Origin of the sequence: Pseudomonas sp. RGM 3321 (assembly GCF_022836805.1) — a bacterium.
Classification (GTDB): domain Bacteria; phylum Pseudomonadota; class Gammaproteobacteria; order Pseudomonadales; family Pseudomonadaceae; genus Aquipseudomonas.
The window spans coordinates 153,153-167,661 of sequence record NZ_JALHBH010000115.1 but is presented as its reverse complement, the minus strand read 5'-3'; the positions used below and the strand labels follow the sequence as shown (position 1 = coordinate 167,661).

The 14,509-nt window shown below is 59.5% G+C and carries 12 protein-coding genes; 4 read left to right on the top strand and 8 right to left on the bottom strand.

Going from position 1 to position 14,509, the window contains the following annotated elements; all coding sequences use genetic code 11:
• Nucleotides 1-50: 50 nt before the first annotated feature.
• From RGM3321_RS18885 to RGM3321_RS18865, 5 genes are all read right to left on the bottom strand, one after another.
• The gene (locus tag RGM3321_RS18885; RefSeq protein WP_244394360.1) at nt 51-1,025 is read right to left on the bottom strand and encodes an aliphatic sulfonate ABC transporter substrate-binding protein; all 975 of its coding nucleotides are present in this window, start codon (nt 1,023-1,025) and stop codon (nt 51-53) included.
• 33 nt (nt 1,026-1,058) lie between these two features.
• Nucleotides 1,059-2,018 (bottom strand): D-isomer specific 2-hydroxyacid dehydrogenase family protein, encoded by a 960-nt coding sequence (locus RGM3321_RS18880; protein ID WP_244394359.1) that lies wholly within the window; start codon nt 2,016-2,018, stop codon nt 1,059-1,061.
• Nucleotides 2,015-3,361 (bottom strand): LLM class flavin-dependent oxidoreductase, encoded by a 1,347-nt coding sequence (locus RGM3321_RS18875; protein ID WP_244394358.1) that lies wholly within the window; start codon nt 3,359-3,361, stop codon nt 2,015-2,017. Before RGM3321_RS18875 ends, RGM3321_RS18880 begins: the two co-directional genes overlap by 4 nt.
• Nucleotides 3,362-3,541: 180 nt before the next feature.
• On the bottom strand, nt 3,542-4,444 hold the full coding sequence (locus tag RGM3321_RS18870) for an arginase family protein (protein WP_244394357.1): 903 nt from the start codon (nt 4,442-4,444) through the stop codon (nt 3,542-3,544).
• A gap of 109 nt (nt 4,445-4,553) precedes the next feature.
• Nucleotides 4,554-5,483, bottom strand: coding sequence for a helix-turn-helix domain-containing protein (locus tag RGM3321_RS18865; protein WP_244394356.1), 930 nt, complete (start codon nt 5,481-5,483; stop codon nt 4,554-4,556).
• A gap of 624 nt (nt 5,484-6,107) precedes the next feature.
• On the opposite strand from RGM3321_RS18865, the gene RGM3321_RS18860 reads away from it, so the two are divergent.
• From RGM3321_RS18860 to RGM3321_RS28405, 3 genes are read left to right on the top strand one after another with little or no spacing between them, the layout of a single operon-like run.
• Entirely contained in the window at nt 6,108-8,240 is a 2,133-nt protein-coding gene (locus RGM3321_RS18860) for a PAS domain S-box protein (protein ID WP_244394355.1), read from the top strand.
• On the top strand, nt 8,237-9,724 hold the full coding sequence (locus RGM3321_RS18855) for a chemotaxis protein CheW (protein ID WP_244394354.1): 1,488 nt from the start codon (nt 8,237-8,239) through the stop codon (nt 9,722-9,724). Before RGM3321_RS18860 ends, RGM3321_RS18855 begins: the two co-directional genes overlap by 4 nt.
• A 55-nt stretch (nt 9,725-9,779) precedes the next feature.
• Nucleotides 9,780-9,905, top strand: a complete 126-nt coding sequence (locus tag RGM3321_RS28405; protein WP_003315538.1) for a hypothetical protein — start codon at nt 9,780-9,782, stop codon at nt 9,903-9,905.
• An 87-nt stretch (nt 9,906-9,992) separates the two neighbouring features.
• Here RGM3321_RS28405 and RGM3321_RS18850 read toward each other — a convergent pair whose 3' ends face one another.
• Both RGM3321_RS18850 and RGM3321_RS18845 read right to left on the bottom strand, forming a co-directional pair.
• Nucleotides 9,993-10,391: a hypothetical protein gene (locus RGM3321_RS18850; RefSeq protein ID WP_244394353.1), complete on the bottom strand. Its 399-nt coding sequence runs from the start codon at nt 10,389-10,391 to the stop codon at nt 9,993-9,995.
• 123 nt (nt 10,392-10,514) lie between these two features.
• Complete coding sequence (locus RGM3321_RS18845; protein ID WP_244394352.1) at nt 10,515-11,390, bottom strand: MBL fold metallo-hydrolase; 876 nt, start codon at nt 11,388-11,390, stop codon at nt 10,515-10,517.
• A gap of 107 nt (nt 11,391-11,497) precedes the next feature.
• Here RGM3321_RS18845 and RGM3321_RS18840 point away from each other — a divergent pair, with 107 nt between their 5' ends.
• The gene (locus RGM3321_RS18840) at nt 11,498-12,388 is read left to right on the top strand and encodes a LysR family transcriptional regulator (RefSeq protein WP_244394351.1); all 891 of its coding nucleotides are present in this window, start codon (nt 11,498-11,500) and stop codon (nt 12,386-12,388) included.
• A 98-nt stretch (nt 12,389-12,486) separates the two neighbouring features.
• On the opposite strand, the gene RGM3321_RS18835 is transcribed toward RGM3321_RS18840, so the two are convergent.
• The gene (locus RGM3321_RS18835; RefSeq protein ID WP_244394350.1) at nt 12,487-14,427 is read right to left on the bottom strand and encodes a methyl-accepting chemotaxis protein; all 1,941 of its coding nucleotides are present in this window, start codon (nt 14,425-14,427) and stop codon (nt 12,487-12,489) included.
• Between the last annotated feature and the right edge of the window lie 82 nt (nt 14,428-14,509).

Genomic DNA, 14,509 nt, shown 5'->3' with positions numbered 1-14,509 from the left:
GCTGACCGAGGGGCGTGCGTGCTTGATGTAAGAGCACATCGCCCCCTCTCTCAAGGCTTCCATACCTCCACATCCTGAGCATCCACCGCCTTGGGCAGCAGGCCCGCTGCCAAGAAGGCATCGGCGATATGCTGCTGCTCGTCCAGTTGCTCATGCGTGACCGGCTGTATCTGATAGGTGCGGTGGCTGTTGGCGATTTCGACCGTTTCGATATCCAGATTGCCCCATAAAGGGCTCAGTACCTGCGCGGCTTCTCGCGGGTTGGCCTTTAGCCAGATACCGGCGCTGTGCAGCAGCTCGTAAACCACGCTGAGTACTTGCGGATGGTCCTTGGCGTAGTTGGTGCCGGTCAGGTAATAGCGTTTGTAGCTCGACAGCCCCTTGCCGTCAGCCAGGGTGCGGGTCGGCAATTGCCGTTGGGCGCTGGTCAGGAAGGGTTCCCAGGTGACCCAGGCGTCCACCTTGTTGTTTTCGAAGGCCGCTCGGCCGTCGGCGGGCGACAGGTAGGCGGCCTGAATATCCGAAAATGCCAGACCGGCCTTTTTCAACGCAGCAATCAGCAGGTAGTGGGAACCCGCCGCCTTGGTAACGGCGACCTTTTTGCCTTTCAGGTCTGACAACTGCTGCAAGGGCGAGCCTTTGTGCACGATGATTGCCTGGGCTGAGGGCGATGCCGCTTCCTGGGCGAAGTAGGTCAGCCTGGCCTCCGCTGCCTGGGCGAAGATCGGTACGGTGTCCGCCACATCCGCGCTGATATCGACGTTGCCGACGTTCAGCGCCTCCAGCAGCGGCAGGCCATTCGGAAACTCATGCCAGGTGACGGTGACGTCCTGTGGCGCAAGGGCTTTTTCCAGCGTGCCGCGTGTTTTCAGCAGGGTGATCAGCGTGGAAGACTTCTGGTAACCGATCCGCAACGTTTGCTGTGCTTCGACGGGCAGGGCGATGCATAACGCCAACGCCGCGAGCAGGACTGCCAGCAGCGGACGGCGGTAGCCAGGTTGTGTGTGTTTTATCGGGTTGGGCATGGCACGCTCGGTATTTAAAGGTGACGCTGAGTGTCAGTAGCCGCGCTGGCGATCAGCCTGATTCTGCAAGGCCTGCCCATTGAGAAAACGCTCAAGGTTGGCCAGAAAACTGTCGGCTATCTCGTGACGGCTGTTGCTGGAGATCGCCGAGGTGTGAGGTGACAGGCGTACGCGAGGGTTTGAGTACAGTGGATGCCCATCCGGCAGCGGTTCGGGTTCGGTGACGTCCAGCGAGGCGAGGCCGATGCCGCCTTGATCCAGTGCCGTGAGCAGCGCCTCATGATCAAGCAAACCCCCACGGGCGATGTTGATCAAGTGCAGGCCGGGTTTGGCACTGTTCAGCACGTCGGCGTTGACGATATGCCGGGTAGCCGGTGTCAACGGCGCGGCCAGTACCAGATGGTCTGCGCGCGCGAACAGGTCATGAATGTCGCGTGCAGCCTCGACACCGTCAACCTCGAAAGGAGCCAAACTTTGCCGCAATGCGATCACGTTGATACCCAGCGCCTGGGCCTTGCTGGCCAGGCTGCGACCGATGGCACCAAAGCCGAGAATCCCGAGCGTGGTGCCCTTGAGCGGCGTCAGTGCGGTGAAATTCCATTGCGAGTCATGCACCCAGATATCCGGCAGGTGCTTGGCAGCAGCAAAAATGGCGGCTAGCGAGAACTCGGCAATGTTTTCAGCCGCGCTGCCCCGCGAGGTACTTACCGGCGGCCCGTCGAACAGCCAGCCCGGATAGAAGTCGATACCCGAAGACACCACCTGAATCCATTTCAGGCCATAGGGCCAGCCGGGCGGCGGCGAGGCCGGGGCTTCATAACCACGCACATTGATAGGGCGCGCCAGCAGAATGCTGACCTCGCCGGGCAAGTCGCTCGGCACTCCGGCAGGTACGCTGATGACCTTGGCTTCCGGGTGGGTCACTGCAAGCCGCTCGCGGATCACCTGATTGAAATCATCATCCAGCTGGCTGGCAATCACGAGTCGGGTCATGCCACCGCCTCGTCAGATTGATGGGCGACAGCCTTCGCATGACGATTGACCGGCACCTCAAGGCCGAGGTTTTCACGCAGCGTATTGCCGCTGTATTCGGTGCGAAACAGTCCCCGTTGTTGCAGTACCGGCACCACCCATTCGGTGAAAAACTGCAGGCCGTCCGGCAGAACGCTGTTGATGATGAAGCCATCGGCTGCGCCTGCTTCGAACCATGTTTGTATCGCGTCGGCGACCTGTTGCGGCGTGCCGACAAAGTCACGGCGGGGCAGGGAGAAGCGCAGGGCGACTTCACGCAGGCTCAGGCCTTCGTCTCTGGCCTGTTGCTTGATCCGGTCCGAACCGCCTTTCTGGCTGTTGGAGCCCAGATCGCCCAGTTCCGGGAAGGGTTCGTCCAGTGGGTACTGGCTGAAGTCATGGTCATTGAACGGTCGGCCAAGGGCGACAATGGCGTCTTCGATCGTCACCAGATCCACGGCCTGGCGATAGCGGCTTTCCACCTCAGCCTCATCGCGCCCGACAATCGGGCGAATGCCTGGCAGAATCGACAGCGCGTGAGGGGCGCGACCAAAGCTGCCAGCCCTTTGTTTCAGGTCCTGATAATAGGCGCGCGCTTCATCGAAACTCTCGGCGTGGACAAAGATCGCGTCAGAGTTCTGAGCGGCGAAGTTACGCCCGGCCTCGGAGGTGCCTGCCTGAAAAATCACCGGCTGACCCTGATTCGACCGGGCGATGTTGAGCGGGCCTTTCACCGAGAAGAATTCGCCCTTGTGGTTCAACGGGTGCAGTTTGCCGGGCGTGAAAAACTCGCCTTTCTGCTTGTCGTAGGCGAAGGCGTCGTCTTCCCACGAATCCCACAGGCCCTTGACCACCTCGATATGCTCTTTGGCGATGCGGTAGCGTACGGCGTGCGGTGGGTGTTCTCCCTTGCTGAAGTTGTCGGCGGTGCCACTGAGCCAGGAAGTCACCACATTCCAGCCAGCCCGACCGCCGCTGATGTGGTCCAGCGAAGCAAACTGGCGAGCTACCTGAAAGGGTTCGGTGTAGCTGACAGTCACCGTTGCCACCAGACCGATATGCCGGGTGGTTGCCGCCAGTGCGGACAGGATGGTCAGCGGTTCGAAACGATTCAGGTAGTGCGGGCTGGATTTCTCATGAATGTGCAGGCTGTCGGCGATGAACACAAAATCGAAGCGCGCCGCTTCGGCCAACTGGGTCTGCTGCTGATAAAAGCCGAAATTCACACTGGCGTTGGCCAGCGCCTGCGGGTGGCGCCATTCGCCCCAGCCATGGCCGACCCCGTGGACCATCGCGCCAAGTTTAAGGTGTCGTTGTCTGCTCATGGTTTTGCTCCGGACGGTTCAGAAAGGTGGATGCACCTCCGCCTGGAGAAAGGGGTCGGTATAGGATGACGATATGCCTATAAAAACCCACAGTGAAATTCTATTTTGTTATATGTTAATTATTAAATTAAATAATTAACTAGTATTTAAATATGCATAAATTGAATTTTACTCGCTGGTTCAGAATTCATTCCCGTGGCTTGGCAGCCGGTCGCCAAGCAGCGGCAGTTTCGTCAGCATGTTCTTCAGCGCCAGAGCATCCCACGGCAGGTGCTCGGCAATGCCAAGCCCGACCACGTCCACGGCGCTGGCAACGTCTGTCAGCAAGCGGACGACCTGCTCGATAGTCATCTTGCCCTGAGCAACGCCTTCAAATTTACTGGCAGGGACACCGGGTTGGGCAAACAGCACAGAACGAAACAGTGCCGGGTCCAGCACGTCCAGGTCCAGATGGACCGCCAAGTGTCTTGCACCGGTTTCCTCAAGCCACTGCAGCACCGGCTCGCTGGAGTCTGCCAGCGCCTGTACATCGGCGCTGCGCAGCCCGAGACGCTTGATGAATGCGCTTTCGGCCTCAAGGGTTTCCTGCAGGCCCGCGTACATCACATTGGCCGGCTTGATCGGGCGTTTCACGGCATCGACGAAATCCTTGTCACCTTCGCCCAGCAGATTGCCCATGACCATCGCGTGTGCATGCTGGAAGTCTCTGGGTGTCATGACGTCCGGATGAGCGTCGACCCACAGCACCGCAAGGTCACCGTCGTAACGTTCGTTCAGGTAGGCGAATGGCGCGAGGTCGACCAGGCAGTCGCCACCCAGAACCACCAGACGATCCGGCTGATGCCGGTCGATCAACTGCCGTGCAAGGCCAAGCTGCGCCAGCAGCGCATGGCGGGCGATGATGCCTTTTTCCAGTTCAAGTGGTTGGTCATCCGGATCGGTTACGGCCACGTGCTCGACGGCCCCTGACGCGTCCGGTGCCAGCCACGCCAGCAGCTGTGCACCAAAATGATAAGGCGCGTTGTTGCCACCTTGCCACTGGGGAAAGATCAGGCGCAGGGTTTTATCGGGGTGGGTAGTCATCGAGGTTTTCCTTCGTCACCGTTCATTGGCATGGCGGTGATACTGCTCGACCCGGATGCGGCGTGCTTTGCCTGAACGGTCAATCGCTGTGCCGAAGATGCCAATCGTCTTATCGTGGCCCAAGCAACTGCTGAGGAGAGATGCCATAAACGTTTTTGAAGGCTCGACTGAAATGCGAGAGGTTGCTGAAGCCGAAATTCAGCGCAGCGTCACTGACCCGGCGAACGTGGCCTTTGCGCAATGCGTCGTGGCACGCCGAGAGCCTTTGCTGCCAGAGCCAGCGAATGGCCGTGGTGCCTTCCTGTGCGAACAGGCGATTGAGCGTGCGTGGCGAAACATGAGTCGCCAAAGCAATGCTTTCGGCCGTCAGCCCTGTGTCGGGCAGATTATTCAGCAGGAATCGCTTGATGCGCTGCAGTTGTTGCATTTGACGAGAATGCTGCCGGATATCGGTGTCGCCGAACACCGAGTCCAAGGCTGTAGACAGTACGTCCAGCAGTGATGCATTGAGTCGCTCGCTCAGCGGGTCCGATAAGCCTTCTGTGTTCCAGGCTTCATTCAACAAGGTTGCGGCAACACGGCCCAGCGTCGAACGGCCATCGAGCGTGCGGCACACCAGTCGTTCGGCACTGGGGATGTGTTGCAGCAACAGCCTGCGGGGCACCGCCAACACAATCTGATCGTCACCTTCGGGGTAACTGCACGCGTAAGGCTGTGCGCTATCGTAAAGGACGATATCGCCAGCGCCTTGCCGGGACTCCCTGTCGTTCTGCACGACGATCGCGTCGGAACACAAAGAGAGCGTGAGGAGGAAGTGATCGCTCTCCCTGTCTTGCGGCAACCGCCGGTAATGGAGGGGGGAAGACTGGATACGGGTGAAGGTAATGCTACTCTGATCCCTGACATTCAGCCTGCCGTCAAACGGCGCTTTGTTCAGAGGCTGGCTGGTGACCAGGCCATACGTCGAGCTCACAACCTCCTGCCAGGCGTCGAAACGATCCTCGGGTCGTAGTGGTTCGGCTGGGAAAATCATGGCCATGTCTGCCTCTGCGACGAGCGTCTTTTTACCAAGTGATCGGCGGCAAGGTTATCAGACGTTGATCCAGAGCAAGACCCCTGTGCTGGCAGTGTTTCAAGGTGATGAAAATAGTTTATATATCTGTGATCCAGCCGTTATATCCCTACGTATGCAGCGCTCTGCTTACCCAAGCCTTCCAGAACAGGAGTTCCATGGATCCGCGTCTTGCTGGACTTTCCTTCTTGCTGACCCTGGGCTGGACTGGCGCAGTCATTCTTGTCATCTGGTTCTATTACTGATGACGGCGAGTTGTTCAAAGCAGGTAAAGGAACGGTGTACCAGGCGCGCTTAGCCGACTACCGGCCAGGCCAAGGGGTGTCTGTGTGTGTGGTGGCGAACCAGTTGCCCTAAAGCTGTTCCGTTTGATGCCGATGTTAATGCTACAGCTACCTGCCAAGTGGAGTCGGTCATTCCATCCGACGCTGATGAACTGCAGTTTGCGCTATGGACGGCATTGAGAAAGACGATTAACCGGCTTGATCGGCAGCCTCCATAGTCCACACATCGGTGTGTCTGACAGGGCTCGCGGAAACCGGCGCTTTATAACAATACTTCCATAGATGCTTACTCGCAGAGTATTTCCACATGTCGACCACAATTGAAACCACCCACAGGGACAAGGCCGGGCTGGAACTTGATCTTCACTCGCTGATGACGGCCATTGACCGCTCCCAGGCGATGATCGAGTTCGATCTTGAGGGCAATATCCTGCGGGCCAATACCAATTTTCTGGATTGCGTCGGTTATCGGCTGGATGAGGTCCAGGGTCGGCATCACCGCATGTTCTGCACGCCGGAACATGCATCCAGCGTCGAATATGCGACGTTTTGGGAAAAACTCGGCAAGGGCGCTTTCGACGAAGGGCAGTACAAGCGCCTGGGCAAGAACGGGCGCGAGATCTGGTTGCAGGCGACTTATAACCCGGTGTTCGACGAGCAGGGCAACCCGTTCAAGGTGGTGAAGTTCGCCACAGACGTCACTGCGCAACGCAAGTCCAATGCCGAGTACGAAGGCAAGGTCGCGGCCATCGATCGCTCGCAGGGCATCATCGAGTTCGACCTGAACGGTCGCGTGCTCAACGCCAACGAAAACTTTCTCAAGGTCCTGGGCTATCGTCTGGATGAGATTCAAGGCCAGCACCATCGCATGTTTTGCGAAGACGACTACCTTAACAGCCCGGCCTACCGTGCCTTCTGGGCCAAGCTCGAACGTGGCGAGTATGACTCCGGGGAATACAAGCGCATCGGCAAGAATGGTCGCGAGCTGTGGATCAGCGCCACTTACAACCCGATATTCGACCCGGATGGTCGTCCTTACAAGGTCGTGAAGTTCGCCAACGATGTGACCGAGAGCCGCATTCGTCAGGCTGAGTCCGCAGGCAAGGTGACGGCCATCGAACGTTCTCAGGCGGTGATCGAATTCGATCTGACAGGCAAGGTGCTGCACGCCAACCGCAATTTTCTGGCGGTATTCGGCTACGAGCTCGATGAAATCGTCGGTGAACACCACCGTATGTTCTGCTCCGAGGAATTCGTCAGCAGCCTGCAGTATCGTGAGCTCTGGGAGAAGCTGGGGCGCGGCGAGTACGACGCCAACGAATACAAGCGCAAGCGCAAGGACGGTAAGGAGATCTGGATTCAGGCCACCTACAACCCGATTTTCGATGCACAGGGCAAACCCTACAAGATCGTCAAGTTCGCGCTCGACGTGACTGTGGCCAAGGAAACCAGCGTCGAGGACCAGGGCAAGGTGAATGCCATCGACCGCGCCCAGGCCGTCATCGAATTCGACATGGCCGGCAACATCATCACCGCCAATGCCAACTTCCTCAAAGCGCTGGGTTATGGCCTGCTGGAAATCAAAGGCAAGCATCACCGTATCTTCTGTGAGGAAGAGTATGTGCGCGGCACCGAGTACCGTGAGTTCTGGCACGGGCTGGGGCAGGGCGAGTTCTACTCCGGGCGCTTCATGCGTGTCAGCAAATACGGGCAGAAAATCTGGATTCAGGCGACGTACAGCCCGATTTTCGACCACGACGGCTTGCCGTTCAAAGTGGTGAAATTCGCCACTGACATTACCCGTCAAGTCGAGATGGAGCAGGCGATAGAGGCCAAGACCCGCGCCATGGGCGAGTCGGTGAAAGCACTGATGAATGCCATTTCCTACGTCGCACAAAGCACCGAGACAGCCACCGATCTGGCCAGAATGACGCGTGAGCAGGCCAGTTCCGGTTCGCAGACGCTGGTCAAGGCGTCCGACGCGATGGGCATGATTGCCAAGTCCGCCGAGGGCATTCAGGACATCATTCAGGTGATCAGCGAGATCGCCAGTCAGACCAACATGCTGGCCTTCAACGCGGCCATCGAAGCGGCCAGGGCCGGTGAGCATGGCCTGGGCTTTTCGGTAGTCGCCGACGAGGTGCGTAAGCTGGCCGAGAAGTCCTCGCGTGCGACCAAGGAAATCAACAAGCTGATTCTGGAAACGGTCAGCCGGATCGAGTCGGGCAACGAGATTTCGCGCTGTGCCGGCGAAGCCTTCGAACACATCGTGGAAGGCGTGATGCAGACCACCCAGGCGATCGACGGGATCAATACTGCCACCGAGAAGCAACGCCTGTCGGCGCAGGAAGTCGAGACCCTGATTGTCGAGCTGCATAAAGCCAACCTGACTGGCTATACCGAAACGCTGAACAAGGCATCCATCGGACAACCTGCATGAGCAGCCTGAATGCCTATGGCGTGGTGCAGATCAATGGCGTGTATCTGGCGGTGGTTGCCGATGCGTTGATGGAGGCCGTGCACTGGCCCGCTGATCTGAATCCCCATCCGTTGACCCGGGGAGCGCTGCGCGGGGTGTTTACCTTGCGTGGCAAACCGGTGCCATTGGTCGACCTGCGTGCTCAACTGGCGGAGGGCGGCGATATGTCTTCGCCGACGCCGCTGGTCGCGATTCTCAAGTACGGCGGTGGTTACCTCGGGCTGGCGATCGATGCGGTGTGCGACATTCTCAAGGCCCGTGATTCTCAGTTCAGTCCGCTGGGACCTGCGGGCAGTGGTGTCGGGCTGCTGCCCTCTCTGCTGCTCGGCGCTGAAGAGTCGCGGATGATCTACAAGCTTGATCTTGCCTTCATGAGTGGTTTGCCAGGCGTACTGTTCGCTGCCGATCCCAACGCGCAAGTGCTCAAGGACGAGGCGCTGGCCGCCAAGAACCGTTTGCTGCATTACCTGGTGTTCGAGTGCGACGGCCGTAACTTCTGTATCGATGCCAGCGTTGTGACCGAGTTGGTGGACGAACCCGAGATCACGGCGTCGGATTTTGCCAGTGACTGCTGCTTTGGCGTCACCTCGGTGCGTGGCACCAAGGTCCCGGCGCTCAACCTGTCCGAAGTGCTTGGCCTGGACCACCAGCGTCAGACGTCCAAGCCGCAGTTGCTGCTGTTGACTGCCCCGGACGGGCGGGTCTGCGGGTTCGGCTACGACCGCATGGTCGCCATTCAGCGTCAGAATCCGGACAGTCTGTTGGCGGCGCCGGGCTATGGCCTGCCGCATCCAGAGCTGCTGGCCGGGGTAATGAACCTGGAGGAGGGGCAGCAAGCCTTGTTGCTTGATCATCCGATGCTGTTGCAGCGTCCGGAAGTCAAAAGCTACACCCAGGTTTACCAACACGACGTCAAACCTGCCCAGGCCTCGCACGATGTGACCAAGGCCATGCTGCGCCACGCCTGCCTGCTGTTCGATGCGCCGACCCGCTTCGTCGCACCGTTGAGCCAGATCGTGGAAATCATGAGCATGCCGCAGCAACTGATCGGCCTGTCGCAGCCGGAAACGCATTTGCTGGGGCAGTTCAATCTGCGCGGCGAACAGGTGCCGCTGATTTGCCTGAGCAGCCTGTTGGGCGAAGGGGCCCAGGTCCAGGGCGACGCGTCGCGTGTATTGATCGTGCGTGGCGAGCGGCTGTGCTTCGGTTTTGCCGTGAACCGCGTCGATGCGATCGACGCCTTCAATCAGTTCGATCCGGCCATGCTGGAACAAGGCTGGCAAGCCAGTACCGGCAAGGGCATTTCGGTCAATGACCGGGTCCGTTCGCTGGTCAGCGTCGGCAGTCAGGAGCGCAGCTGGCGCGCGACCCTGCTCGATCTGCAGGGCCTGGCCAGACAACTGGAATGCAACGTCAATCAGCGCCGCGCGGTGCAATCAGTCTGAACCGAATGCGCCGCGCGTGGCCTTATTTGAGTGTCCACCAGCGGAGTCAACGACCATGACTGACAAGAAAGACGAGAAAAAACCGGAACCGCAAAGCGATGTGCCCGCGCATTCGACGCCCGAAGAAAAGGAACGCCTGAAAGACTTCAACAAGGACGGCATCCCGCCTGGGGTTTGCTGATCAGCCTGCGATAGTGTTCACGTGACGCCCGGTCTGTTCAGGCCGGGCGTTGTCGTTTCTGAAAGCCTGACTGGGCTTTGTCTAGACTCACGCGTCGCGCAGCAGGTCGTTGGCGTTGAGCAACTGATAGGCGATCTGTGGACGTGCTTCCAGGGCGCGGCGGATGGCGGCGGGTATCGATTGGCGCGTCTTGCGGCACAGCCCGACCTTTTCCTCGACGACAATGCTGATGCCGCGCATGGTGCGCACTTCATTGAAGCCCGGCGCGACGTCGACACGCACGCCCAGTTGCTGGAAAATCTTGCGCTGCATGTGCTCCAGGTCTTCCAGACTGTCGATACGCTCCAGGCGATCCAGCAGGCTTTTCTCTGCGTCGCGGGACAGCAGCAGAATCCGCAGGTCTGCATCTTCCGCGTCCAGCAGCTCGCGCTTGCAGTCGCAAGCGCCGGGCGGGCAGGGGGTACGGATTTTCAAAGGGGCGTTCATGGGCGCAGCATAGCGACTGATATGGGCGTCTGACCATAGCTGAGTGCATGTGCGCCGCGCAGTTAAAAAGCCTGGACCCTGCCGATATTCGCAGCGCTCCGCCGGGGCCTTACAGGTGCCGGATCAATTCGGCCACTTCATCTCGCCCTTGATGACTTTTGCGCTCATCTCCAGCGAAGCCGGCTCGGCCAGTTGCGGCCAGGCTTTCTGCATGGCGTCGATCAGGGCGGCGGAATCCTTGGCCTTGGCGGCCTGTTCTTCGAAGGACTTCAGGTAGTCGGCGGTGAACGTCACAGCCTGGGTGCCCGCTGGAACCTCGCCCAGATAATGGCCCGGAATAACCGTGACCGGCTTCAGCGCCTCAATGCCCTTGAGGGTCGCGAGCCAGTCCTGACGCGATTTCGGGCTTTGGGTGTCAGCAATCCAGACATGAATGCCGCTGGACACCACAACGCCGCCGACCACCGCCTTGAGCGATGGAATCCATACGTAGCTGCGCTCGGGTGCCGGACCGTCAAGGCCTTTGATCTGCAACGGTTGGCCTTCAAGGGTCAGATGATCGCCCTTGAGCACCTCTGGCAGGACCAGGCTGGCTGGCGCATTGTCCTTGAGAATCGGGCCCCAGTAGGCGAGTTTGCCCTGCATCGACGCCTTGATCGCCTTCACGGTAGGCGCGCTGGCGACGATCTTTGCTTTGGGGAACGCGGCTTTGATGACGTCCAGACCGAAGTAGTAGTCCGGGTCACTGTGGCTGATGTAGACCGTGGTGAGTTGCTTGCCGCTGGCCTTGATCTTCTGCACCAGGGCCTCGGCGTCGTTGCGCTGGAACTGCGCATCGATGAGAACCGCGTCATGCTTGCCGGTGATCAGTTCGGATGACACCGGGAAGACGGCTTTTTCAGCCGGGTTGTACACCTCGATGGCCAAGGGGGCGGCGGCCTGGGCTGCGAGAGGGAACAGAGCAGCGAAGGACAGGGCAAGCAGGGATTTGCGCAACATGGGTACGACCTTGGTTCGGGCAGGACTGAGGTGGTCATCTTAGGTTGCCTCAGGTGAAACAAAAGCCTCAGTATTGGCAACTATTGATTGCTTATATCGGACGAATCGTGGATCGGATCATAGCGGCGCGGGTATTCATCGCCATCAACGACAGGGGCAGCCTCATTGCCGCCGCCGAGGCGTTGGACATGTCTCGGGCAATGGTCACGCGGTATCTGGCGCAGATGGAGCGCTGGGCCGGAGCACGATTGCTGCACCGGACCACGCGCAAGCTCGGCTTGACCGCCCCCGGACAGGTGACGTTGTTGCGGTGTCAGCAACTGGTCGAGCTTGCCGACGCGGTGCCGCTGGCGGCCGATACGCAAGTCGACGAGCCGCGCGGCATGCTGCGCATCGCCTGTTCGCAGTCACTGGCCCTGGCCGTTCTGGCACCCGCGGTGACGGCTTACCTGCAACGCTATCCCGGCACCTCGGCAGACCTGCTTATCGGTAACGAGGCCGTGGATCTGGTCAGCGAGCGAATCGATCTGGCGATCCGCATCACTAATCAATTGGACCCCAATGTAATTGCCCGTCCGCTGGGGCAATGCGCTTCGGTGGTGTGCGCTGCTCCAGCCTATCTTGCCGTGCACGGCACGCCGTCCAGGCCGCAGGAACTGACTGCCCATAACTGCCTGACCTATACGTACTTCGGCAAGAGCCTCTGGGAATTTACCCGCCAGCAGATGCCGCTCAGTGTGCCGGTCGGCGGCAACCTGAGTGCCAACGATTCAGTGGTGCTGCTGGAGGCCGCAGTCGCGGGCGCCGGTATCAGTCTGCAGCCTGTGCATTCGGCAACGCCGCTGATTGCGAGCGGCAAGCTGATCGCCCTGATGCCGGAGTACCAGCCACGGGCACTGGGGATACACGCGATCTACACTTCGCGGCACCACCAGTCGGCAACGCTGCGCACTTTTCTGGATTTTCTGACTGAATGGTTTGAGAGGGACGGAGATTAGATCACCTGCTGCGTCCAGAACGGCATGCCAACGCGGAGCATAGGCACGATAGGGGCCACACAGACACCTATCGTTTCTCACGCTCCGACTGTGCAGGATCAGGTCTTGAACTTGCGCATCAGGCCGTCGAGTTCGCTGGACAGTAGTTCCAGACTTCTGGAATCCGCACGGGCGGAGTCCGAAAGGTCGGCGATCAACTGGGCGTCGCCATGGATCTGGCTGATGTGACGGTTGATGTCCTCGGCCACCTGATGCTGCTCTTCGGCGGCGGTTGCGATCTGGGTATTCATGTCGCGAATCACATCCACCGACTCACGGATCTGCCCGAAGCTGCTGCGTGCCTGTCCGATCTTGGTCACCGATTGCTGCGACACGTCGAGGCTGGCGTGCATCTGTTGCGCCACAGAGGCGGTGCGTTTGGCCAGATTGCCCAGCAGGTTGTCGATTTCGGCGGTCGAGTCCGAAGTACGTTTGGCCAGCGCGCGGACTTCGTCGGCTACTACGGCAAAGCCGCGACCTTGTTCGCCTGCGCGGGCTGCTTCGATGGCAGCGTTGAGGGCCAGCAGGTTGGTCTGCTCGGCAATCGAACGGATGGTGTTGAGGATCGACTGAATGCCTGCGCTGTCCTTTTCCAGTTGCGTCATGTCCTTGGCCGAGCGGGTGAGTTCTTCGCTGAGCCGGTCCACGCTGCGCACTGCATCATCGATCTGCCGCTGACCTTCACGCGCCTGCTGCTGACCGCTGTCGGCCGAATCGGCGGCCTGGCTGCAGGAGCGGGCGACTTCGTTGGAGGTGGCGACCATTTCATGGAAGGCCGTGGAGACCATGTCCACCGCCTCGCGCTGACGTCCAGCGGCTTCGGCCATGTCGTTGGAGACACGGGTGGAGCTGTGTGAGGCTTCAAGAATCTTCCCGGCAGCCTGGCCGATGTGCTGGATCAGGTTGCGAATCGCGGTGAGGAATTTATTGAACCAGCCTGCCAGTTGCGCAGTTTCATCCTTGCCGCGTACAGCGAGGTTCTGGGTCAGGTCGCCTTCGCCGCCCGCAATGCCTTCCAGGCCGCTGGACACGCTGTGAATCGGACGCACGATGACGCTGGCAAAACTGGCACCGACAATCGCAAAGACCACCGCCAATACCGCAGCGATAATACCGATCAGCCAGGTCAGGCGGGTGGCGGAGGCCATCACTTCGTCCTGTTTGATCAGGCCGATGAAGTTCCAGCCCAGTTGCTCGGACGGGTACACGTTGGCCATGTAGCGCTCACCGTTGAGTGTCACCTCGACCAGACCACTGGGGGTTTTGGCCAGCTCGCTGAAGCCGTCGCCCAGCTCACCCAGTTTTTTGAAGTTGTGCTCCGGCTGTTTGGGATCGACCAGCACGGTGCCGCTCTTTTCCATCAGCATCAGGTAGCCGCTGTCACCCAGCTTGATCTGCTTGACGATGTTGGTCAGTTGCTTGAGTGATACGTCGATGTTGACCACGCCGCCAGGGTTGCCCAGTTTATTGGGGATCGCCCGAATGGTGCTGACCAGTACTGCGTCATCGTTGGCCCAGTAATAGGCGTCGCTGCGCACGGTTTTGCCAGCATTGGCCATTGCGGTCTTGTACCACGGGCGAACACGCGGGTCGTAGTTGCTCATTTTCGGGTCTTCCGGCGTCATGATGTAGCTGCCGTTGATCAGCCCGTAAGAGACGTAGGAGTAGGCCGGGTGGGCCTTGGCGATACTGGCGAACAGCTCGGTCGCCTGTTTGTCGTTTTCCGACTGTGCGGTGGCGGCTGCGCCCATGTAGTTGCGGAAATCGTCGCCCGCCCCGGCGATCAGCGGGTGCGCCGCGATGTAATTGACGTTCTGCGTGATGCCGTCGAAAAACAGCTGCATGGCATTGTCGACCTGACGAATTTCACGTCCGCTGCTGTCCACGAAATCACTGGTGGCCTTGTCACGCAGATTCACGATCACGATGGCGGCCACGACAAGTATGGGCAAGCACGCAATGACTGCGAACGCCCAGGTCAGTTTCTGTTTGATATTCATTTGAGCTCCGGAGTGTCCATTACTACCGCAAATGTTGGCGCTGCATACCTGCAGTCTGTTGCACCGGGTGATGACCCGAAGC